This is a genomic window from Aeromonas sp. FDAARGOS 1408 (genome assembly GCF_019048665.1).
GTDB classification, from domain to species: domain Bacteria; phylum Pseudomonadota; class Gammaproteobacteria; order Enterobacterales; family Aeromonadaceae; genus Aeromonas; species Aeromonas dhakensis.
The window spans coordinates 3,548,347-3,570,248 of the sequence record NZ_CP077394.1 but is presented as its reverse complement, the minus strand read 5'-3'; the positions used below and the strand labels follow the sequence as shown (position 1 = coordinate 3,570,248).

General features: G+C 64.0%; 19 protein-coding genes. 9 read left to right on the top strand and 10 right to left on the bottom strand.

Annotated features, from left to right (window positions below; all coding sequences use genetic code 11):
* Window positions 1–113 precede the first annotated feature (113 nt).
* Complete coding sequence (locus I6L38_RS16385; protein WP_201892505.1) at window positions 114–1,385, top strand: aromatic amino acid transport family protein; 1,272 nt, start codon at window positions 114–116, stop codon at window positions 1,383–1,385.
* A gap of 72 nt (window positions 1,386–1,457) precedes the next feature.
* Here the strand turns inward: I6L38_RS16385 and I6L38_RS16380 are convergent, their stop codons facing one another.
* The 3 genes from I6L38_RS16380 to metJ all read right to left on the bottom strand — a co-directional run bounded on the left by I6L38_RS16380 (window position 1,458) and on the right by metJ (window position 2,992).
* Complete coding sequence (locus I6L38_RS16380) at window positions 1,458–1,796, bottom strand: tRNA-binding protein (protein ID WP_043169363.1); 339 nt, start codon at window positions 1,794–1,796, stop codon at window positions 1,458–1,460.
* An 84-nt stretch (window positions 1,797–1,880) separates the two neighbouring features.
* The gene (locus I6L38_RS16375) at window positions 1,881–2,633 is read right to left on the bottom strand and encodes an AraC family transcriptional regulator (RefSeq protein ID WP_043169362.1); all 753 of its coding nucleotides are present in this window, start codon (window positions 2,631–2,633) and stop codon (window positions 1,881–1,883) included.
* 35 nt (window positions 2,634–2,668) lie between these two features.
* Entirely contained in the window at window positions 2,669–2,992 is a 324-nt protein-coding gene (gene metJ / locus I6L38_RS16370) for a met regulon transcriptional regulator MetJ (protein ID WP_005308521.1), read from the bottom strand.
* A gap of 208 nt (window positions 2,993–3,200) precedes the next feature.
* Between metJ and metB the strand changes: the two genes are divergently transcribed.
* Both metB and I6L38_RS16360 read left to right on the top strand, forming a co-directional pair.
* Complete coding sequence (gene metB / locus I6L38_RS16365) at window positions 3,201–4,364, top strand: cystathionine gamma-synthase (protein ID WP_017787459.1); 1,164 nt, start codon at window positions 3,201–3,203, stop codon at window positions 4,362–4,364.
* Window positions 4,364–6,832: a bifunctional aspartate kinase/homoserine dehydrogenase II gene (locus tag I6L38_RS16360; RefSeq protein WP_216988736.1), complete on the top strand. Its 2,469-nt coding sequence runs from the start codon at window positions 4,364–4,366 to the stop codon at window positions 6,830–6,832. The genes metB and I6L38_RS16360 overlap by 1 nt, the downstream gene beginning before the upstream one ends.
* Before the next feature lie 653 nt (window positions 6,833–7,485).
* On the opposite strand, the gene ppc is transcribed toward I6L38_RS16360, so the two are convergent.
* Window positions 7,486–10,119 carry a phosphoenolpyruvate carboxylase gene (gene ppc, locus I6L38_RS16355; protein ID WP_010635208.1) on the bottom strand — a complete coding sequence of 878 codons (2,634 nt, stop codon included), beginning with the start codon at window positions 10,117–10,119 and terminating at the stop codon, window positions 7,486–7,488.
* A gap of 215 nt (window positions 10,120–10,334) precedes the next feature.
* Window positions 10,335–11,480, bottom strand: a complete 1,146-nt coding sequence (gene argE, locus I6L38_RS16350; protein WP_017784641.1) for an acetylornithine deacetylase — start codon at window positions 11,478–11,480, stop codon at window positions 10,335–10,337.
* A gap of 268 nt (window positions 11,481–11,748) precedes the next feature.
* On the opposite strand from argE, the gene argC reads away from it, so the two are divergent.
* The 6 genes from argC (at window position 11,749) to I6L38_RS16320 (ending at window position 18,357) form a co-directional block, all read left to right on the top strand.
* Window positions 11,749–12,756, top strand: coding sequence for an N-acetyl-gamma-glutamyl-phosphate reductase (argC, locus tag I6L38_RS16345; RefSeq protein ID WP_024942337.1), 1,008 nt, complete (start codon window positions 11,749–11,751; stop codon window positions 12,754–12,756).
* 23 nt (window positions 12,757–12,779) lie between these two features.
* Window positions 12,780–13,559, top strand: a complete 780-nt coding sequence (gene argB / locus I6L38_RS16340; RefSeq protein WP_043169360.1) for an acetylglutamate kinase — start codon at window positions 12,780–12,782, stop codon at window positions 13,557–13,559.
* Window positions 13,560–13,582: 23 nt separating this feature from the next.
* Window positions 13,583–14,494 (top strand): ornithine carbamoyltransferase, encoded by a 912-nt coding sequence (locus I6L38_RS16335; RefSeq protein ID WP_043169359.1) that lies wholly within the window; start codon window positions 13,583–13,585, stop codon window positions 14,492–14,494.
* A 54-nt stretch (window positions 14,495–14,548) separates the two neighbouring features.
* Complete coding sequence (locus I6L38_RS16330; RefSeq protein WP_043169356.1) at window positions 14,549–15,784, top strand: argininosuccinate synthase; 1,236 nt, start codon at window positions 14,549–14,551, stop codon at window positions 15,782–15,784.
* Between the two features lie 410 nt (window positions 15,785–16,194).
* Window positions 16,195–17,577 carry an argininosuccinate lyase gene (gene argH / locus I6L38_RS16325; RefSeq protein WP_201881923.1) on the top strand — a complete coding sequence of 461 codons (1,383 nt, stop codon included), beginning with the start codon at window positions 16,195–16,197 and terminating at the stop codon, window positions 17,575–17,577.
* Window positions 17,578–17,721: 144 nt separating this feature from the next.
* Window positions 17,722–18,357: an FMN-binding negative transcriptional regulator gene (locus I6L38_RS16320; RefSeq protein WP_043169352.1), complete on the top strand. Its 636-nt coding sequence runs from the start codon at window positions 17,722–17,724 to the stop codon at window positions 18,355–18,357.
* Window positions 18,358–18,430: 73 nt separating this feature from the next.
* On the opposite strand, the gene I6L38_RS16315 is transcribed toward I6L38_RS16320, so the two are convergent.
* The 5 genes from I6L38_RS16315 to I6L38_RS16295 all read right to left on the bottom strand — a co-directional run bounded on the left by I6L38_RS16315 (window position 18,431) and on the right by I6L38_RS16295 (window position 21,704).
* A complete protein-coding gene (locus tag I6L38_RS16315) occupies window positions 18,431–18,892 on the bottom strand; it encodes a hypothetical protein (RefSeq protein ID WP_043169350.1) in 462 nt (153 codons plus the stop codon).
* A gap of 199 nt (window positions 18,893–19,091) precedes the next feature.
* Entirely contained in the window at window positions 19,092–19,304 is a 213-nt protein-coding gene (locus I6L38_RS16310) for a hypothetical protein (RefSeq protein ID WP_005308557.1), read from the bottom strand.
* Window positions 19,305–19,432: 128 nt separating this feature from the next.
* On the bottom strand, window positions 19,433–19,774 hold the full coding sequence (locus I6L38_RS16305; RefSeq protein ID WP_043169348.1) for a DUF1294 domain-containing protein: 342 nt from the start codon (window positions 19,772–19,774) through the stop codon (window positions 19,433–19,435).
* Window positions 19,771–20,361, bottom strand: coding sequence for a sugar O-acetyltransferase (locus I6L38_RS16300; protein WP_216988735.1), 591 nt, complete (start codon window positions 20,359–20,361; stop codon window positions 19,771–19,773). Before I6L38_RS16300 ends, I6L38_RS16305 begins: the two co-directional genes overlap by 4 nt.
* Before the next feature lie 80 nt (window positions 20,362–20,441).
* Window positions 20,442–21,704, bottom strand: coding sequence for an MgtC/SapB family protein (locus I6L38_RS16295; RefSeq protein ID WP_043169346.1), 1,263 nt, complete (start codon window positions 21,702–21,704; stop codon window positions 20,442–20,444).
* Window positions 21,705–21,902 lie beyond the last annotated feature (198 nt).

Here is a 21,902-nt window from a genome sequence, read left to right as displayed (position 1 = left end):
ACTGGCTGAAGCCCGTAATGGTAGTGATATGTTTCAGGGTAGATTTTTGAGAATTAAATCCCGATAAACCACAATGAACTCAGATTAAAACACTGACAAAAAGTGAATTAGTAATGAGTTTATCTGTAGACGTCACAGGGGAGCTGTCCGGTTCCCGCTCCACCACCGTCAGCGCCACCCCCTGGCGCCGCCACGACACCCACTGGGTCATCAGCCTGTTTGGTACCGCCGTCGGTGCCGGCATCCTGTTCCTGCCCATCAACCTGGGTCTGGGCGGGATCTGGCCCCTCATCATAGTCGCCGTGCTGGCCGGCCCCATGACCTTCCTGGCCCACCGCGGGCTGGCGCGCTTCGTGCTTTCCTCTTCGCGCCCCCACGCCGACTTCACCGAGGTGGCCCAGGAGCACTTCGGCAAGATGGCCGGCCGCCTCATCTCGGCGCTCTACTTCCTCTCCATCTTCCCGATCCTGCTCATCTACGGGGTCGGGCTGACCAACACGGTGGAGAGCTTCATGATCAATCAGCTCGGCATGGCGACCCCGAACCGGGTGATGCTCTCCGGCATGCTGGTGTTCGCCATGATCGCCGTGATGCTGGCCGGTGAGAAGGCGATGCTGCGCGCCTTTGCCGTCATGGTCTATCCGCTGGCGGCCATCCTGGCGGCGCTCTCCTGCTACCTCATTCCCCAGTGGCAGTGGCCACAGCTGGGCAGCCTGGAGGGCGGCAGCTTCCTCAACACCGTCTGGCTGGCGCTGCCGGTCACCGTGTTCGCCTTCAGCCACGCCGCCGCCATCTCCGGCTTTGCCAACGTGCAGCGCCGGGAGTACGGCGAGCAGGCGGAAGCCAAGAGCAGTCTGATCCTGCGCAACACCACCGTCATGCTGGTGGGCTTCGTGCTGTTCTTCGTCTTCTCCTGCGTGCTGAGCCTCTCGCCGGCCCAGCTGGCCGAGGCCAAGGCCCAGAACGTCTCGGTACTCTCCTATCTTGCCAACATCACCGACAACCCGGTGATCGTGACCCTGGGGCCGCTCATCGCCTTCATCGCCATCAGCTCCTCCTTCCTCGGTCACTTCCTCGGTGCCCGCGAGAGCCTGAAAAGCCTGATCGCCAAGCCCACCGGCCTGTCGCTGGCCAAGGCGGACAAGCTCGGCATCGCCCTGATGTTCTTCTCCATCTGGGGCGCCGCCATCATCAACCCGGGGATCCTGGGGCTGATGGAGACCCTCTCCGGTCCGGTGATCGCCATGATCCTGTTCATCATGCCGGTGGTGGCCATCTACAAGGTGGAGGCGCTAGCGCGCTTCCGCCACCGCTGGGCCAACGGCTTCATCCTGCTGACCGGCTCGCTGGCGGTGTCGGCGCTGATCTTCAGCCTGCTGAAGTAACGGCGAGCAACCCGCCGCAAAAGAGAGAGGCGACCCTTGGGTCGCCTCTCTTGTATCCGTCCGGTGGTGGCTTCAGCCGAGCTTGGCACCGTTTTGCACCGCCTGCTCGGGGATGGCGATCACCACGGCGCCATCCGGCCGGTAGAAGCCGGTCAGCAGAAACTCCGACTGGATCGGGCCTATCTGCTTGGGGGGGAAGTTCACCACGGCGACAATCTGGCGACCTACCAGCGCCTCCGGTCGATAGAGGTCGGTGATCTGGGCGCTGCTCTTGCGCACCCCGAGCTCGGGGCCGAAATCCGCCCACACCTTGTAGGCCGGGCGGCGCGCCTCGGGGAAGGGCTCGACCCGCACCAGGGTGCCCACCCTGAGCTCCACCATCTCGAAATCCTGCCAGCTTATGGTCTGCATCTTGGCTCCTCGTTACCCATACCTTGCATGAGCCTCAGCATGCCTCGAAACCACCTGCGCCGTCTTCGGCAAACGGCCGCCCGGTTACGGCAAGCGGCCGTTTTGTTGGCGCCAGAGGGAAGGGGTTACTCCGGTTTCGGCCAGGAAGCGCTCGCCGAAGGCCCCCTGATTCTGGTAACCGCAGCGGCTGGCCACGTCGCCGACGGGCAGGGCGGTGTGGGCGAGCAGGGTACGCGCCAGTGCCATGCGCCGCGCCCGGATGTAGTGGGAGACGCTCATCCCCACCTGCTGCTGGAAGGCGTGCTTGAACTGGCTCTGGCCGAGGCAGGCGATGGCGGCCAGCCGCTCGTTGCTGAGGGGCTCGGCGAGATGCGCCTCGATATGGCGCTGCACCTTGCCGATGCGCGGGGCGAGGCGGGCACGGCCGCGCGAGCCTGCCTGCTGCGCCTCTGCCAGCAGACCCAGCCACACCTGCTCCATGCCGGCCACGTGGCGCCCCTCGGCCACCATGCGGTGCAGGAAGGCGAGGTAGTGGCGCTGGGCCTCGTCCAGCTCGATGAAGGGGCGTTCGCCCAGCTCGCCGGGCAGCCAGTGACTCTCCTGCACCAGAAACGAGAGCGCCGGATCGGCGGCGTAGTCGTGCCGCTCACCGGGGGCGATGATGCAGGCAAAACCGGGTGCGAGCCGCCGCCCCTGGCCCTGCACCTCGATCTCGATGGGACCGTCGAGGGGGATCACCAGCTGGGCATGGTCGTGGCTGTGGCTGCAGACGTCGCTCTGGTAGCGACGCAGGCTGAAAGGGGCGGATAGCGATGACGCGGCCTGGGGCCGCGTCATCGAAGGGGGTTTGCTGTCTGGCATCTGCTGCTGGATTACTCGGCGTCGAAATCTTCGATCTCTTTGCCCAGCGCTTCCATGATGGCACGCGCCTCGGCAGGGACGCTGTCCGGATGATCCTTGCGCAGATCTTCGTCGCAGGGCAGCGGCTGACCGGTGAAGGCGTGCAGGAAGGCTTCGCAGAGCAGCTCGCTGTTGGTCGCATGACGCAGGTTGTTCACCTGACGGCGGGTGCGCTCATCGGTCAACACCTTCAGCACCTTGAGCGGGATCGAGACGGTAATCTTCTTGACCTGTTCGCTCTTCTTGCCGTGCTCCGCGTAGGGGCTGACGTAGTCGCCGTTCCACTCTGTACCCATGATCCACCTGTTCTCGTTTAGCCGTGAGCGCGGATTTTAACCCTTAAGGAAATCAATGGCAATCCAACAGCAAAGCCATTTAGACGTCTAGAAGTGTTGACGGCCTTTTTAAGCTGGCGTAGTGTGGTTCACCATGAGCCTGCAATGGCGGGATGGCGCGTGGCAGAAACAGCATGCCAGCGTGTGAAGAGACATCAAGGAGAGTGACATGACCCACAAGGCCACCCAGGCAGTGCGCACCGGGATTGAGACTGACCAGCAACACGGTGCCGTGGTGCCGCCCATCTACCTCTCCAGCAACTACACCTTTGCCGACTTTGGCGAGCCCCGTCAATACGATTATGCCCGCTCCGGCAACCCGACCCGCACCAATCTGGCGGACGCCCTGGCGGCCCTGGAAGGGGGCGCCGGCGCCGTGGTGACCGGCACCGGCATGGGGGCTGTCCATCTGGTCACCACCGCCCTGCTCAAGGCGGGGGATCTGCTGATCGCTCCCCACGACTGCTACGGCGGCACCTGGCGCCTGTTCGAGTACCTGGCGGCCAAGGGCCACTACCGGGTGCAGTTCGTCGATCAGGGGGATGCGGCGGCACTGGCCGAAGCGCTGGCCCAGCAGCCCGCGCTGGTATGGGTGGAGACCCCCTCCAACCCGCTGCTGCGAGTGGTGGACATCGCCGCCATCGCCGAGGCGTCCCACGCGGCGGGCGCCAAGGTAGCGGTGGACAACACCTTCCTCTCGCCACTGCTGCAACAGCCGCTGGCGCTGGGGGCCGATCTGGTGGTGCATTCCACCACCAAGTACATCAACGGCCACTCCGACGTGGTGGGCGGGGTGGCGATCGCCAAGGAACCCGAGCTGGCCGACTCCCTGGTGTGGTGGGCCAACTGTCTGGGGCTCACCTCCGGGGCGTTCGACTCCTACCTCACCCTGCGCGGCTTGCGCACCCTGGCTCCCAGATTGCGCGCCCATCAGGAGAACACCGACCGCATCCTTGCCTTCCTGCAGCAGCAACCGCTGGTCAAACGCATCTATCACCCCAGCCTGCCGAGCCATCCGGGCCACGATATTGCGCGCCGTCAACAGTCCGGTTTCGGCGCCATGCTAAGTTTTGAGCTCGATTGTAGCGAGGCGGGCATTCGCGCCTTCCTGGCGGCCCTCACCCTCTTCTCGGTGGCCGAATCCCTCGGCGGGGTGGAGAGTCTGGTGGCCCATCCGGCCAGCATGACCCACAGGGCCATGACCCCGGCCGCCCAGCAGGCGGCAGGCATCAGCAGCCAGCTGCTGCGCCTGTCGGTCGGTATCGAACACGGTGAGGATCTGGTGGCCGATCTGGCCCAGGCGTTTGCACAAGCACAGCAGGTGGCGAAGTAATGGAACAGCAGCAACAAGGAGAGATCGCGGTGGCAACAGAAGCAGGCTTGAAGCGACGTCACGTCCACAAATTCGGTGGCAGCAGCCTGGCGGATCCGGTCTGTTACCGCCGGGTCGCCAGCATTCTCGAACAACAAGCCGAGCAGCAGGGGGGCGGGCGAGAGCTGGTGGTGGTCTCCGCCGCCGGCAAGACCACCAACCGGCTGATCCAGCTGGTGGAGCTGGCCGAAGCCGGGGATGAAGCCGCCGGCGAGGCCATCTCGGCCCTGCAGGCCTATCAGCAGAGCCTGATCGACGGTCTGCTGGAAGGAGGGCTTCACCTCGAACTGAGCCAGCAGCTGGCCGACGACATGCAGCTCATCGCCAAGACCCTGGAGGGGCAGTTTGACCGCTTCGAGCGCAACGGCCTGCTCGCCTTTGGCGAGGTGTGGTCGGCGCGCCTGCTGGCGGCCCTGCTCACCAGTCGCGGCGACAAGGCCATCTGGCTCGATGCCCGCAGCTTCCTGCGCGCTGAGGATGGCGCCCTGGTCAAGGTGGATACCGCGCTCTCCAGCGAACTGCTCAAGGCGCGACTGGCGGAACACGCCGGGCGCATCGTGGTGACCGGCTTTATCGCCGCCGACATGGAGGGACGCTCCCTGCTGCTCGGCCGTAACGGCTCCGACTACAGCGCCAGCCTGTTGGCCCTGCTGGCGGACGGCGAATCCACCACCATCTGGAGCGACGTGGCCGGGGTCTACAGCGCCGACCCGCGCCGGGTCAAGGAGGCGCGCCTGCTGGAGCGCCTGAGCCTCGCCGAGGCCAACGAGCTGGCCCGCCTCGGCTCCTCGGTGCTGCACTCGCGCACCCTGCAGCCGGTGGCCGACAGCCGCCAGCACCTCACTTTGCGCTGCAGCTACAACCCGGACGAGGGCTGCACCCACATTCTGCGCCGCGCTCCCCGCTCCGGCGGCGCCCGCATCGTCTCCTCGGTGGATCAGATCGCCCTCATCGAGCTCAAGGTGCTGCCGCAGACTGATTTTGAGCAGACAGTGGCAACCATCGAGGCCCATCTGGCCCGCCATCGCCTCAATCCGCTCACCCTGCAGCGCCAGCCTGATCGCCGGATCCTGCGCCTCGCCTACACCCTCGAGGTGGCACAGGGGGCGTTCGAGCTGCTGCGCGACTTCCAGCTGCAGGGCAGCTTCACCGCTCTTATCCAGCGCGAAGGCTACAGCCTGGTGGCGCTGGTGGGGGCCGGCGTCACCGACAACGCCGAGCAGTGTCACCGCTTCTACCAGCTGCTGGCGGATCAGCCGCTGGAGTTCGTGCAGGTGGCCAAAGATGGCCTGAGCCTGGTGGCCGTGCTGCGCCAGGTGGTGCTGGAGCCGCTGCTGATCGCCCTGCACAGCGCCCTGTTCAGCCGCCCGAACCGGGTCGGGCTGGTGGTGTTCGGCAAGGGCAACATCGGCGGTCACTGGCTCAACCTCTATGCCCGCGAGAAGGCGCGGCTCGAGCATGAACTGAACCTGGCGCTCACCCTCTACGGGGTGTTCAGCTCGGAAGGGGGCCTGCTGGATGAAGAGGGGCTGGATCCCCTCAAGGTACAGGACAACTTCGCTCCCAAGCCTCTGATCTGGCCCGAGCTGCTGGCCCAGCTGGAGCAACACGGCTTCGATACCCTGATCGCGCTGGACATGACCGCCAGCGAGACGGTGAGCCGCTACTACCCGGACTTCGCCCAGCTCGGCATTCACATCATCGCCGCCAACAAGTTTGCCGGCGCCGCCGACAGCGAGTTCTACCAGCGCATCAAGCAGACCTGCCGCGACCATCAGGTGCAGTGGCGCTACAACGCCACCGTCGGCGCCGGGCTGCCGATCCAGTCCAGCATCCAGATGCTGCGCCAGAGCGGCGACCGCATCCAGGGGGTCTCCGGCATCTTCTCCGGCACCCTCTCCTGGCTGTTCCAGCAGTACGACGGCAGCCGCCTCTTCTCCGAACTGGTGGACGAGGCGTGGCAGCACGGCCTGACCGAGCCGGATCCCCGCGAGGATCTCTCCGGCCAGGATGTGCGCCGCAAGCTGCTCATTCTGGCACGGGAGGCGGGTTTCGAGCTCGACTCTGCCGACATCGAGCTGGAGAACCTGGTGCCCGTCTCCTTGCGCAAGGTGAGCACGGATCAGTTCATGGACAGGCTGAAAGAGCTGGATGACCCGATCCAGACCGCCTTCGAGGGGGCGCGCCGGGTCGGCAAGGTGCTGCGTTACGTCGCCCGCTTCGAGCACGACGGCAAGGCGCGGGTCGGGCTGGAGGCATTGGAGCCGCACCACCCGTTCGCCAACCTGCTGCCGTGCGACAACGTGTTTGCCATCGAGAGCGACAGCTATCGCACCAACCCGCTGGTCATTCAGGGCCCGGGTGCCGGCCGGGAAGTGACGGCCGCCGCCATCCAGTACGACCTCTGGCAGATCTGTGCCAGCCTGTAACAGCGGACAAGCCGTTCAGTCAAAGAGGCGCCAGTGGCGCCTCTTTTTATTGTTTAGCGGCAGGTTTTTAGGTCTACGGGCTGATTTCCCTATCCCGTAAGCGGCCCGTTTTTGAGCGTCTTCAACAGGTTGTTGGCAGGAGTCAGGTAATAACCGGACTTGCACAGGTAGCATGAACGGGCACTACTCCCGCACAGACTGGCCAAGAACGGGCACGGTATTGGTTCCCCCTCTTATTCGCTGAGGCGAGCCCGCTTGTTCAGGCTGCGAGACAGGATGTCGAGCGAGCAGCGCCGGGCCATGGACGGCCCGTCGGTGCGTGCCGTCGGACAAGCGGGTGAGACGAAGGAACCCGACGTAGTCGGGCGAAGAAGCGGGGGAGAAGACCTTTGGTGACTTTGGGTCTTTCCAAAGTCACTCGCCCCAGCCCGAAGGGCGGGCGAAACCCCTTCAAGACCGGCAGGCTTGCATCCACCATCCTCTAAAGCTGTAAAGTGGGCGATTGCCCCTGATAGCTAATCGACCCTGCGATTCCATGGCAACGCCTAACGACCAAGGATTCTCCGGCAGCATGGCTCCAGCGGGCCCTGTCGATATGACAAAGGGCGCCGAGGCGCCCTTTGTTATTGAGGGGAGCTTGATAGCCCCGACTATCAACCCGTGTTGCGCATACCTGCGGCGATGCCGGCGATGGTGACCATCAGCGCCTGATCCAGCTCGGGATGCAGGGTCTCCGGGTGGTTGCGCGAGCGGCCCAGCAGCTCGACCTGCAGCACGTTGAGCGGGTCTGTGTAGGGGTTGCGCAGCTTGATGGACTCCTTGATCCAAGGCTGGTCGTCGAGCAAGTCGCCCTGCGGACGCAGCTCCAGCACCACCTGGATGGAGTCGGCAAGCTCCTGACGCAGCTGTTTGCCGAGGCCCCACAGCTCTTTGGGCACCAGCCGGGTGTCGTAGTACTCGGCCAGCCAGACGTCAGCCTTGAGGAACACCATCTCCAGCATCTCGAGGCGGGTACGGAAGAAGGGCCATTGGCGGCTCATCTCTTCCAGCACGCCCTTCTGGCCGTCGGCGATGGCTTGCTGCAGTCCCTTGTGGGCACCGAGCCAGGCCGGCAGCATCAGCCGGTTCTGGGTCCAGGCGAAGATCCAGGGGATGGCGCGCAGGCTCTCGACCCCGCCGTTGGGTTTGCGCTTGGAGGGGCGTGAGCCGAGCGGCAGCTTGCCGAGCTCCATCTCCGGGGTGGCGGCGCGGAAGTAGGGCACGAAGTCCGGATGACCGCGCACGATACTGCGGTAGTGATCGCAGGAGACAGAGGCCAGCTGCTCCATCACGGCGCGCCAGCACTCCTTGGGCTTGGGCGGCGGCAGCAGGTTCCCCTCCAGCACGGCGCTGGTGTAGAGGTTGAGGCTCTGGATGGCCACCTTCGGCAGGCCGAACTTGAAGCGGATCATCTCGCCCTGTTCAGTCACCCGCAGGCCACCGCGCAGGGATCCCGGCGGTTGCGACAGAATGGCCTGATGGGCAGGTGCACCACCGCGGCCGACGGTACCGCCACGGCCATGGAACAGGGTGAGACGCAGATTGTTGGCCTCGGCCAGTGCCACCAGGGATTCCATGGCGGCGTACTGGGCCCAGCCGGCGGCCATCATGCCCGCGTCCTTGGCGGAGTCGGAGTAGCCGATCATCACGTACTGACGGCCCTGGATGTAGCCACGATACCAGTCCACCGACAGCAGGCGCTCCATCACGGCGGTGCCCGCCATCAGGTCTTCCTGGGTCTCGAACAGCGGGGCGACCGGCATGCGGAACTTGCAGCCGGCCTCTTTGAGCAACAGCTGCACCGCCAGCACGTCGGACGGTGCGCCAGCCATGGAGATGATGTAGATGCCGAACGCATCGGGGTCGTGCTGGGCGATGACCTTGCAGGTGTCCAGGGTCTCGCGGGTCTCGTCGCTCGGCGCCCAGTCGCTCGGGATGAGCGGGCGGCGGGAGTTGAGTTCGTTGAGCAGGAAGGCCTGCTTGTCATCCTCGCTCCACTCGGCGTAGTCGCCCATGCCGAGGTAGCGGGTCAGCTCGGAGAAGACCTGGCCATGGCGCTCGCCATCCTGGCGGATGTCCAGCTTGACCAGATGGATGCCGAAGCAGGCCAGCTTGCGCAGCACGTCAAGCAGCATGCCGTCGGCGATGTTGCCCATGCCGCAGGCGTGCAGAGAGTGGTAGCAGAGCTCCAGCGGCTCGCGCAGCTGGGCGGTGGTCTTGACCAGATCCCGGCTCTCGCTCGCCTGGCCCTGCACCTTGGCGGTCAGGAACTCCTGGGTCTCGCGCAGCTGTTCGCGCAGCTCGCGGACCAGGGCGCGGTAAGGCTCGGGGTGATCGCCGACCCGTTCGCGCACGGCGTCGGTGCAGTCGGACATGGAGAGCTCGGAGGTGAGCTCTTTGATGTCCTTGTAGAACAGGCTCACCGCCATCCAGCGGCCCAGCTCCAGCACTTCGGCGGTCACCTTGGCGGTGACGAAGGGGTTGCCGTCGCGGTCACCGCCCATCCAGGAGGTGAACTTGACCGGCGCGGCATCCAGCGGCAGCCGCACACCCAGGTGGTGTTGCAGCCGCTCGTCCAGATTGCGCATGAATTCGGGGATGGCCGGCCACAGGCTGTTTTCCACCACGGCGAAGCCCCACTTGGCCTCGTCCACCGGGGTCGGGCGCTGTTCGCGGATCTCGTTGGTGTGCCAGGCCTGGTTGACCAGCTGTTCGATGCGATTGAGGATCTTGTCCCGCTCGCGGGGCAGCAGATCGGAGAGTTCCAGCGCCTCGAGGCAGTCGTTGAGCTGCACGTGCTTGTGGATCAGGGTGCGACGGGTCACCTCGGTGGGGTGGGCGGTCAGCACCAGATCGATGTCCAGCTCGCGCACGGCCTGGATGATGGCCTCCTGCGACAGGTTGGAGGCTTTCAGCTTGTCGAACATCTGCTCGAGCGGATCCGGTGTGCAGACCTGCTCTTCGCAGCGACGGGAGATGGTGTGGAACTGTTCGGCCACGTTGGCCAGGTTGAGGAACTGGCTGAAGGCGCGGGCCACCGGCAGCAGCTCGTCGTCGCTCAGGTTGCGCAGGGTGTCGAGCAGACGTTCCCGGTCCGTCTCATTGCCTTTGCGGGAGGATTTGGCCAGCTGGCGAATGGTTTCGATCTTGTCGAGGAAGGCCTGTCCCTGATGATCCTTGATGGACTTGCCCAGCAGTTGACCCAGCATGCCTACATTGGCGCGTAGTGCGGCGTACTTTTCGTTCATTCCACATCCTTATCTTGTTGGTGCCTGACACCCATCCGGGGTGCGAGACGACCTCACTTATTGTTGTGCGATTACAACATATGCTCCGTCATCTTAGGGTGACAATCTACCCAGATTGTCTGCGCAAGGTCAAATAACAGGCCGATTCAGAACATGTATTTCCATCACCTGTCCCGAGGTGTGATGTCATGTAACTTACTTACATTCCCGTCAGTTCAGAGGCAGAAACGGCGGATCAGGTGCTGCAATACGCTGGTGGTCGGTTTGACGAACGACAGATCGAGATATTCGTCCGGCTGGTGGGCCTGAGCGATGTGGCCGGGGCCCAGCACTATGGTTTCACAACCGAGCTGCTGGATGAAGGGGGCCTCGGTGCAATAGTTCACGGATTCGGCGGCCCGACCGCTGGCCCGCTCGGCCTCGCGCACCAGCTCCGAGTCATCGGCGCAGGCATAGGCCGGGATCGGCTCGTGCAGGTGTTGCAGGTGCAGGCAGCCAGGCTGGTGAATCTCGATGGGGGAGAGCGCTTCTTTGAGCATGCCCATCAGCTCGTCGGGGCCGACCTGCGGGGTGGGACGCATGTCGATGTGCAGTTCGCAGCAGCCGCAGATGCGGTTCGGGCTGTCGCCCCCCTGGATGTAGCCGAGGTTCAGGGTCGGCTGCGGCACGGCGAATCTGTGATCGGCGTACTTCTCCTTCAGGCTGTGCTGCAGCTTGAGCACCTGGCCCATGGCCTGGTGCATGATCTCCAACGCGTTGACGCCGTTGGCGGGATCCGAGCTGTGACCGCTCTTGCCGGTGATTCGGATGGCTTCCGACATGTGGCCCTTGTGGGCCACTACCGGCACCAGCCCGGTCGGCTCGCCAATCACCGCGTAGTCGGGTTTCAGCTCAGCAGCGGCGGCGATGGCGCGGGCCCCCGCCATGGTGGTCTCTTCATCGGCGGTAGCCAGGATGCGCAGCGGCTTGCTGAGGGTCTTGAGGTCGATCTCCTTGAGCGCCTCGACGATAAAGGCGAAGAAGCCCTTCATATCGATGGTGCCGAGCCCGTACAAGCGGTTGCCCTCTTCGGTCACCTTGAAGGGATCCTTGCGCCAGGCGCCCTCGTCGAACGGCACCGTATCTGTGTGGCCCGCCAGCAGCAGCCCCCCTTCGCCTTGACCTATCGTCGCCACCAGATTGAACTTGCCCGGCAGATCGGGCAGGGCGGTCACCTCGCATTGAAAGCCGAGCTGACCGAACCAGTCGGCCAGCAGCCGGATCACCGCCTCATTGCTCTGATCCCAGCGGGGATCCGTGCTGCTGATGGACGGAATCGCAATAATATTCTTGTAGAGTGAAAAAAAATCCAGATTGGCCACCTGCTCCTCCTTGCTTCCCCGGAATGTTTCTGTTAGAAAATACAAATGCAAAGTGAGTGCATGAATATTCTGTAAGTTTGCCTGAATACGTGGCTCATCGACAAGGCTTCTAGTTGTAAGGGAAAGTTAATGTTCTGTCACCTGATCTATAACCGACGACACACACCCGCCTGAATTGCCCCTCCGCACTTGTGCATGGGGCATCGAACCCCCTTGTGCACCGCAGCACCATGCTGTGAATCTCGAACTCTGACTTGGAATACTCAACATGCTTAACACCGTTATCGTCGGTGCCAGTGGCTACGCGGGAGCCGAGCTGGCCGCCCTGGTCCAGAACCATCCACAACTCAAGCTGTTCGGCCTCTATGTTTCCGCCGGCAGCCAGGACGCCCACAAGCGTTTCTCTTCTCTGCATCCCCAGTGGGTCGGCGCGCTCGATCAGCCGCTGCTGCCGCTGGACGAGGATGGCATGACCCGGATCCTGACCCAGGCCGACCTGGTGCTGCTGGCCACCGCCCACGAGGTGAGTGCGGAACTTGCGCCCAAGTTCCTGGCCAAGGGGCTGCCGGTGTTCGATCTCTCCGGTGCTTTCCGGGTCAGGGATCAGCAGTTCTACGCCTCCTACTACGGCTTCACCCATGAGAGCGAGCAGTGGCTGGATCAGGCCGCCTACGGCCTGGCCGAGTGGAATGCCGAAGCGGTCAAGGCGGCCCAGCTGATTGCCGTGCCAGGTTGCTACCCGACCGCCTCCCTGTGCGCCCTCAAGCCGCTGCAGCAGGCCGGTCTCATCGCCAAGGGGTGGCAGCCCATCATCAACGCCGTCTCCGGGGTCTCCGGTGCCGGTCGCAAGGCGGCCATCAACACCAGCTTCTGCGAGGTGAGCCTCAACCCCTACGGCACCTTCAATCACAGGCATCAGCCGGAGATCAGCCACCACCTGGGCAAGGAGGTGCTTTTCCAGCCTCACCTTGGCAACTACGTGCGCGGCATCCTGGCCACCATCTATGTGCAGCTGGCGGATGGCGTGACGCCGACCCAGGTGGATCAGGCCTACCTCAAGGCCTACGAGGGCAAGCCCCTGGTGCGCCTCACTGGCCAGATGCCCTCCATCCGTGGCGTCGCGGGCACCCCTTATTGCGACCTCGCCTGGCAACAGCAGGGCAACATGCTGGTGGTGGTATCCGCCATCGACAACCTGCTCAAGGGCGCCGCCTCCCAGGCCATGCAGTGCATAAATATCAAATTCGGATTTGAACCGGCCACCGGCCTGATTTAAGGACTCAAGGAAGGATCGCAACGATGAACAAGCAGACTCTGGTAATCAAGCTGGGTGGCGCACTGATCGAAAACGACGAGGCGCTGACTGCCCTGTTCGCCACCCTCAAAAGCTTTCTGGACGAGCAGCACAGACCCCTGGTGCTGGTGCACGGCGGCGGCTGCCTAGTGGATGACCTGCTCAAGGGGCTGGGTCTCACCTCCACCAAGAAGAACGGTCTGCGGGTGACCCCGTTCGAGCAGATCCCGTTTATCGCCGGCGCGCTGGCCGGTACCGCCAACAAGCAGATGATGGCCAAGGCCATCGCCACCGGCATCCCGGCGGTGGGGCTCTGTCTGGCGGATGGCGGTCTGTGCCAGGTGACCCAGCTCGATCCGGCACTCGGCGCGGTCGGTGACTGCCAGCCGGGCAACCCGGCACTGGTGGCGGGGATCCTCGCTCAGGGCTTCCTGCCGGTGGTGAGCTCCATCGGCATCACCGCCGACGGCCAGCTGATGAACGTCAACGCGGATCAGGCGGCTACCGCCATTGCCGAGGCGATCGGCGCCGATCTGGTGATGCTCTCCGATGTGAGCGGCATCCTGGATGGCAAGGGCAAGCTGGTGCCCCAGCTCGACAAAGTGACCGCGCTGGATCTGATGGAGAAGGGGGTGATCAGTGACGGCATGGCGGTCAAGGTGAAAGCCGCCCTGCATGCCGCCGAGACCCTGGGCAAACCGGTCTGTGTCGCCAGCTGGCGCTACCCGGATCAGCTGCTCAAGCTGCTGGCTGGCGGTGCGGTCGGCACCCAGGTTGCGATTTGAGATCAATGAAAAAGGACACTGCCATGAAACATCTTCTGAAAGACAGCGACCTGAACAAATCGCAAATCGAGGCGCTGATCGCGCTGGGCAAATCGGTCAAGGCCGATCCGAAAAAGTACGGCCAGGCACTGGCGGGCAAGAGCGTGGTCACCCTGTTCGAGAAGCCCTCCCTGCGCACCCGGGTCACCTTCGACATCGGCATCGCCAAGCTGGGCGGCCACAGCGTCTATCTGGACCAGCAGAACGGTGCGCTCGGCAAGCGCGAATCGGTGAAGGATTTCGCCGCCAACCTGTCGCGCTGGTGCGACGCCATCGTCGCCCGGGTGTTCGATCACCAGACCCTGGTCGAACTGGCGGAGCACGGCACTGTGCCGGTGGTGAACAGCCTGTGCAACCTCTACCACCCCTGTCAGGGGCTGGCGGACTTCATGACCATCAGCGAGCACTACGCCGATCTGTCCAAGGTGAAGCTGGCCTATCTCGGCGATGGCAACAACGTCAGCCACTCATTGCTGCTGCTGGGGGCGACCCTCGGCACCGACGTGACCCTGGTCTGCCCGAAAGGCCACGGCCCGGATACCCAGATCTTCCTGCAGGCTCAGGCGCTGGCGGCCCAGTCCGGTGCGACCATCCACATCAGCGACGACGTGGCGGCCATCGAAGGGTTTGACGTGGCCTACACGGATACCTGGGTCTCCATGGGTGACAACACGCCAATGGAGCAGGTAAAAGATATCTTTATGCCTTATCAGATCAACCAGGCCCTGCTCGACCGCACCGGCATCCAGCACGTGCTGCACTGCCAGCCGGCGCACCGGGAGCTGGAGATCACCTCTCAGGTCATGGACGGGCCTGGCTCCCTCATCATGGACGAGGCAGAAAACCGGATGCATATCCAGAACGCCGTGCTGTTGACCCTGCTTGGGCACAAATAGCGGCAACCGACCCCAAATCACACCCTTTTATCGAATCATCATGGAGAGAAGTAAATGAGCGGAATCAACAAGATCGTACTGGCTTATTCGGGCGGACTGGATACCTCGGCCATCATTCCCTGGCTGAAGGAAAACTATGATGCGGAGATCATCGCCTTCGTTGCCGACGTCGGTCAGGAGCGTGACGATCTGGAAGGGATCGAGCAAAAAGCCATCGCCTCCGGCGCCACCAAGTGCATCATCAAGGATCTGCGGGAAGAGTTCGTCAAAGAGTACGTCTACCCGACCCTGAAGACCGGCGCCGTCTATGAGGGCACCTACCTGCTGGGTACCTCCATGGCCCGTCCGGTAATCGCCAAGGCGATGGTCGAGGCCGCACTGGCGGAAGGGGCCGACGCCATCTCCCACGGCTGCACCGGCAAGGGCAACGATCAGGTGCGTTTCGAAGGTGCGGTGGCCGCGCTGGCGCCCCAGCTGAAAGTGATCGCCCCCTGGCGTCTGTGGGACATGCGCTCCCGGGAAGATCTGCTGGCCTATCTGGAAGCCCGTCAGATCCCCTGCAAGGCGACCCTGAAGAAGATCTACAGCCGCGACGCCAACGCCTGGCACATCTCCACCGAGGGTGGCGAGCTGGAGAGCACCTGGAACGAGCCGTCCGAAGCGGTCTGGCAGTGGACCGTTTCCGCCGAACAGGCACCGGATCAGCCGGAGTACGTCAAGCTGACCGTGGCCCAGGGTGAAGTGGTGGCCGTTGACGACCAGCCGCTGAGCCCGCACCAGATCCTGATGACCCTGAACGAGCGTGCCGGCAAGCACGGCGTGGGCCGCATCGACATCACCGAAAACCGGATGGTGGGCATGAAGTCCCGCGGCTGCTACGAGACCCCGGGCGGTACCGTGATGGTCGCTGCTCTGCGCGCGGTAGAGGAGCTGGTCTTGGATCGCCCGACCCGCGCCTGGCGGGAAAAGCTGGGTGCCGAGTTCTCCCACCTGGTCTATGACGGTCGCTGGTTCACCCCGCTGTGCAAGGCCATCGTTGCCTCTGCCAACGCCATCGCCGAAGATCTCGATGGCGAAGTGGTGCTGAAGATGTACAAGGGCCAGGTCACCGCGGTGCAGAAGAAGTCGCCGAACAGCCTCTACTCCGAAGACTTCGCCACCTTCGGCGCCGACGAAGTGTACGACCAGAGCCATGCCGAAGGCTTTATCCGTCTCTACACCCTGGCCAGCCGGATCCGCGCCATGAAGGAGCAGCATCAGGCTATCGGTGGTGATCACACCCACGGCTAAGCAAGCGCGATAACCCGTTGATTCCGTTGAGGGGGCATGGCCCCCTCTTCTACAGGTCGAGGGCATGGCCCCTGATCCATCATCGGCGGTGTGACAAGAGCGGCAGCTTCTGTGAGATAACAGGGGCGGCTTTCAATGAGGGGTGTGCTTTGCCCCCTTCTCCCCTTGCGGGAGAAGGGTTGGGGATGAGGGGGAGGTCATTGGCCATTCCCCTCACCCTAGCCCTCTCCCAGAGGGAGAGGGGATCGGTTCGTAGTTGCTGGATGTGACGTGTTCAACGGCAACAGCGTCGCTCACCAGCGCACTGTTATGCAGGAAAATACAGGGCAAGATTTCTGCGCGCAGGCCAAGGGGCCGCGCGAGTACGGCAGGCGCAAGGCGCCACCGACAACGCATTCAAGGAGAGCAGTATGGCACTTTGGGGTGGACGCTTCAGTCAGGGAGCCGATAGCCGGTTCAAGCAGTTCAACGATTCGCTGCGGTTCGATTACCGGCTGGCGGAGCAGGATATTCAGGGCTCCATGGCCTGGGCCAAAGCGCTGGTCAAGGTGGGCGTGTTGACCGAGGGTGAACAGGGCAAGTTGCAGCAGGCGATGGAAGTGCTGCTCGCCTCGGTGCAGCAGGATCCCCAGCAGATCCTGAGTTCGGACGCCGAAGATATCCACTCCTGGGTCGAAAGCCAGCTTATCGCCGCCGTCGGCGATCTCGGCAAGAAGCTGCACACCGGCCGCTCGCGCAACGATCAGGTCGCCACCGATCTCAAACTCTGGTGCAAGGCCCAGGGTGAGCTGCTGCTCGGCTCCATTACCGCCCTGCAACAGGGGCTGGTCGACTCGGCGCGCGCCAATCAGGCCGCAGTACTGCCCGGTTACACCCACCTGCAGCGGGCCCAACCGGTCACTTACGCCCACTGGGCGCTGGCCTATGTGGAGATGCTGGAGCGGGATTACTCCCGGCTGCAGGATGCCCTCAAGCGCCTCGACACCAGCCCGCTCGGCTGCGGCGCGCTGGCGGGTACAGCCTACGCCATCGACCGTGAAGCGCTGGCGCTCGACATGGGTTTTGCCGGCGCCACCCGCAACAGTCTGGATTCAGTCTCAGATCGGGATCACGTGGTGGAGCTGATGCACGTGGCGTCGCTGTCCATGACCCACCTGTCGCGCTTTGCCGAAGACCTCATCTTCTACAACACCGGCGAGGCGGGCTTTGTGGAGCTTTCCGATGCGGTCACTTCCGGCTCGTCGCTGATGCCGCAGAAGAAGAACCCGGATGCGCTGGAGCTGATCCGTGGCAAGACCGGCCGGGTGGTCGGTGCCCAGCTGGGCATGCTGATGAGCCTGAAGGCGCTGCCGCTGGCCTACAACAAGGACATGCAGGAAGACAAGGAGGGGCTGTTCGATGCCCTCGACACCTGGCACGACTGCCTCGACATGGCGGCGCTGGTGCTGATCGATCTGAATGTCAATGGCGATCGCACCAAGGCGGCGGCCCAGGGCGGCTACGCCAACGCCACCGAGCTGGCGGACTATCTGGTGGCCAAGGGCATCCCGTTCCGCGAGGCGCACCATATCGTCGGCGAGACCGTGGTCTACGCGATCCAGATGAAGAAGCCGCTGGAAGAGCTCTCCCTCCCTGAGTTCCAGCGCTTCAGCCCGGTGGTGGGGGAGGATGTCTACCCGAACCTGGAGCTGGAGGCGACCCTGGCCAAGCGGGTCGCCAAGGGCGGCGTCGCCCGCGAGCAGATCGAATCGGCCCTCACCGCCGCCGAACAGTGGCTGGCCAAACGCGCCTAAGCGCACAGGAACATCAAGAGAGGGCGTCAGCCCTCTTTTTTATGTCGGCTTATCAGCCTGTTTCGCTTGCCCCGAGGGCGGCAAAGCGGGCATAAATCCCTGACCAGGCTGAATGGAACTCAGCGCCAACCAGAAGGAACCTGCATGTACCTGCCACCCCATTTCGCCGTCACCGAGCCCGCTGCGCTGCATCAGCTGATGCGGGCCTATCCGCTGGGGGCCCTGATCACCCATGGTGAAGGGGGACTAGATGCCAACCATCTGCCGTTCGAGCTGGATGCTGGAGAAGGGGAACATGGCGTCCTGCGTGCCCACGTTGCCCGCAACAATCCGCTCTGGCAGGAGGTGAAAGACGGTGACGAGGTGCTGGTGATCTTCAAGGCTGCAGATGGCTACATCTCTCCCAGCTGGTATCCGGGCAAGCAGGAGCATCACAAGCTGGTGCCGACCTGGAACTACAGCGTGGTGCATGCTCACGGTCGCATCCAGATCCGCGACGATGCCCGCTTCGTGCGCCGGCTGCTGGCAAATCTGACTCGTCATCATGAGGTCGGAGAACCAACTCCATGGAAGATGGCTGATGCGCCGCGAGACTATCTCGAGGCCATGGTGCAGGCGGTCATCGGCATCGAAATCGAGATAACCGGGCTGGTCGGCAAGTTCAAGCTGGGTCAGAACAAGGAGGCGGCGGATCGCCTGGGAGCGGCCAATACCTTGCAGGATCGCGGGCAGACCGCGCTGGCTCAGGCAATGCTGAGTCCACCTTGCTCACTACCCTAGCGTGACAGCATGGGATCCGGCCCGACAAAAACGGCAACCTTCAGGTTGCCGTTTTTCATGGTTCCACACCCGCTCACGCGCTGGCATTGAGCAGCTTGCCGACGCCTTCCCCCTTGCCATTGGGCAGGGTCTGCTTGAAGGCGAAGAGCAGCTGATCGAGGCTGAGGTCGCTGTTGCCAAGGGAGCCCTTGAGGGTGTCGAGCTCGCCCTGCAGGGCGTCGAGGCGGGTGCTCTGGGTGCCGTTTGCCAGCTGGGTGCGGGCGGCGTCGATGGCCTGGGGCAGCGACTGGCCCGAGTACTCCTGGCCCAGGGTCTGCATCAGCGCCCCCATGAAGTGGTTGATGGCGGGACGGTTTTGCTCGCTGTTTGCCTCTTTGACGCCGAGGCGCTGGAACAGGCTCTGCACCGTGGGGGCTAGCCGCTCTTCCTGCACGGGGGGCTCGGTCTGGGCCGGCGGCGTGCTGTCCCCAAGCAGCTTGCTGCCGAGCTTGAGGGCGAGGGAGGCGAGGGGAAGCAGGGTGCCGATGGCGATCATGATGTCACTCTCCGTACTACTGATGTCATGACGGAGCAGGGAACGGGCCAGTTTGGCGAAAATTTAGCCTAGGAGTGGCAGAGGACTGATCCTGCGGTGAATTTAGTTTTTGCCAGGCAGAGGGTGGGCGAGTGCGAGAGAGGGCGGCGGCAAACCCTTGCAGCCCGGGGGCTGGCGGTTTGCCGCCCGGCTTGCCGGATCAGAGCTCCTTGAACGGGCGGCGCTTCTCCTCCTCGATGACGATGGCCTCCAGATTGGCGATGCGCTCCTGCAGCTCGTTGATGAGCATGTCCTGCTTGCCGAGACGATCGGTGATGCGGGCATCCCCCAACTGGTAGCGGGCCCGCTTGCTGAGAAAGCCGAACAGAGCGCTGATGAAGACGATCAGCACGATACCGGTCCACATGGTCATGAATGACTCCTTGCCGATGAACAAACGAGAAAACAGCCTTGTTGCCATCTGTTGTCTCATACCCGGTTGCCGGCTGCAATGGCCGGCAAGGGGGTGGACGGGAATGTCGAGAGGCTGCCTTGCCCGCGTCAGACCGTCTGCCAGAGCGGACGGCCGAGCCAGAGCCCCCACAGGGTCAGGTGCAGCAGCACGATGAACCAGAATACCCTGCGATAACTCCCCTTCTGGGTCTTGTGGCGCAGCCAGTGGCGGGCCAGCAGGGCGCCGGGCCAGCCGCCGAACAGCTCGAGCAGGTGGAGCCGGGACTCGGGAATGCGCCAGCCGCCGCGCACCGCCTGGCGCTTGTCGTGGGCGTAGGCCAGCATCGTCAGCAGACTCATGGCGGTGATGATGGCCAGCGGCCACCAGTTGGCGTCGGCCAGGCCGAGCCAGGCCGTCCACAGCAGGGGGAGCAGGGCGAGCCAGATCACAGGGCCAGCTCCCAGCCGCGGGGGGCGTCCGGGCTCAGGCTACGGATCACGTGCGCCGGGTTGCCCACCGCCACCGAGTCGGCCGGAATGTCGCGGGTGACCACGGCGCCGGCCCCTATGATGGAACGGGGTCCTATGGTGACGCCGGGGCAGATGATGGCGCCGCCGCCGATCCAGCAGTCATCGCCGATCCTCACCGGCTTGTTGTAGGCGGTCCAGTTGCGTCGCTCCAGATAGTCCATGGTGTGGGTGGCGGTGTAGATCTGCACGTTGGGGGCCAGCAGCACATGGCTGCCGATGTGCACCTCGCCCACGTCGAGAATGGTGATGTTGAAGTTGAAGAAGGTCTTCTCGCCGATGTGGATGTTGCGGCCGAATTCGCAGGTGAAGGGAGTGCTGATCCAGCAGGAGTCGGGGCAGTGACCGAACAGCTCACCGCACAGGCGCTGGCGCAGGGCTTGGTCACCGGCCGGGGAGGCGTTGAGTTGTGCCAGCAGCGCCTGACCGCGGATCCGGTCGTTCGCTATCTCCTCGCTCTGGCTGTCCAGGGCGCCGCCCGCCAGAACCTTGTCCCAATCGCTTGCCATGCTACCGCTCCTCTCATGTGCCAAGAGGAGCCAGTATACGCGAGCACTTTGGCGGCGTCAGGCTGTCACTTGCTGCAAGATCAGGCGCCGGGCCAGATCAGCGGCAGGATCAGCAGGGCCGAGACGAAGTAGGGCAACAGCACCCGCAGCCCCAGCCGACGGCCGCCGATCCCCAGGGCCAGCAGCCCCTTCACCAGCGAGTTGACCAGCCCTGCCAGCAGGATGCCGCGGGCCGCCACCTCCAGCGCCAGCTCCTTGTGGGAGAGCTGGGAGAGCGACAAGGTGATGGCGTCCACGTCGGTGATGCCGGAGATCAGCGACAGCAGATAGACCCCGGAGTTGCCCACCTTGTTCTGCAACAGGGTAGCCATGAAGCCGATCAGCGCCAGCAGCAGGCCGAACTTGATGGCGGTGGCGAGATCGAGCGGGTTGCTGGTCTGGGGTTGCACCGGGCCGTCGGTCAGCTCCTCGCGCTGGCGCCAGAACCAGAAGGCGAAGCCGTAGACGGTGGCCGCCAGCAGCAGCAGGGGCGCCGCCAGGCGCATCGCCAGCTCGTTGTGGATGAGCAGCACCAGCACCAGCAGTCGCAGCCACATGGTGGCTCCCGCCAGCAGGATGCCGGTGGCCAGCAGCCGCTCCAGCCCCCCCTGCTCCTTGTTGAGGCGGGCAAACTGCAGGGTAAGGGCGGTGGAGGAGGCGAGCCCGGCCAGCATGCTGGTGAGCACCAGCCCGGCGCGGGTGCCGAGCAGGCGCACCGCGAAGTGACCGCAGAACGAGATGCCGGCGATCACCACCACCATCAGCCAGATCTTGAAGGGGTTGAAGGCATCGAGCGGGCCCATCTCCTCGTTGGGCAGCACTGGCAGCAGCACCAGGGAGATGAGCAAAAAGCGCAGGGTGGCGTGAAACTCGGTCTCGCTCAGAAACAGCATCCCCTGCTGGATCTTGCCCTTGAGCCCCATCAGCAGCGCCGCCAGCACGGCGCAGGCCACTGCCTCGCTCGGGCTCAGCAGCACCGACATCAGCCCCAGCAGATAGGTGAGCAGCATGGCCACCGAGCTGGTGAGGCCGAACTCCCCCTGCCAGCGCTGGGCCAGCCAGACCGAGAGGCCGCAACCAATCACCACCGCCAGCAGGCCGAGCAGCGGCAGCCAGGGGCCCAGGGTGGGCAGCAGCAGGGCGCAGACCCCGCCGAGCAGGCCGATGAGACCGTAGGTCCGCATCCCGGCGATGCGCTGGTTGTCCCCCAGCTGGCGCACCTGCCAGCCGCGCTCCAGCCCTATGATGAGGCCGATGGCCAGCGACACCAGGGCGCCATTGACGGGTTCTGCATTGATCCACATAACGACTTCCTGTTCGTCATCTGCCTGCCTTGTTTCCATGATGGCACAGCCGGCACCGGGCCAGCGCGGCCTGGCTCACAGAGTGCGCGCATGACGCCTGCGCCCTCCTGATATGAGCAAATGAGATAAGCAAAGCGTTATTTCTTGGTTCTCGGCATAACAAGCCCGCGGCATGCTGAACTCAACCCAACGAGATAT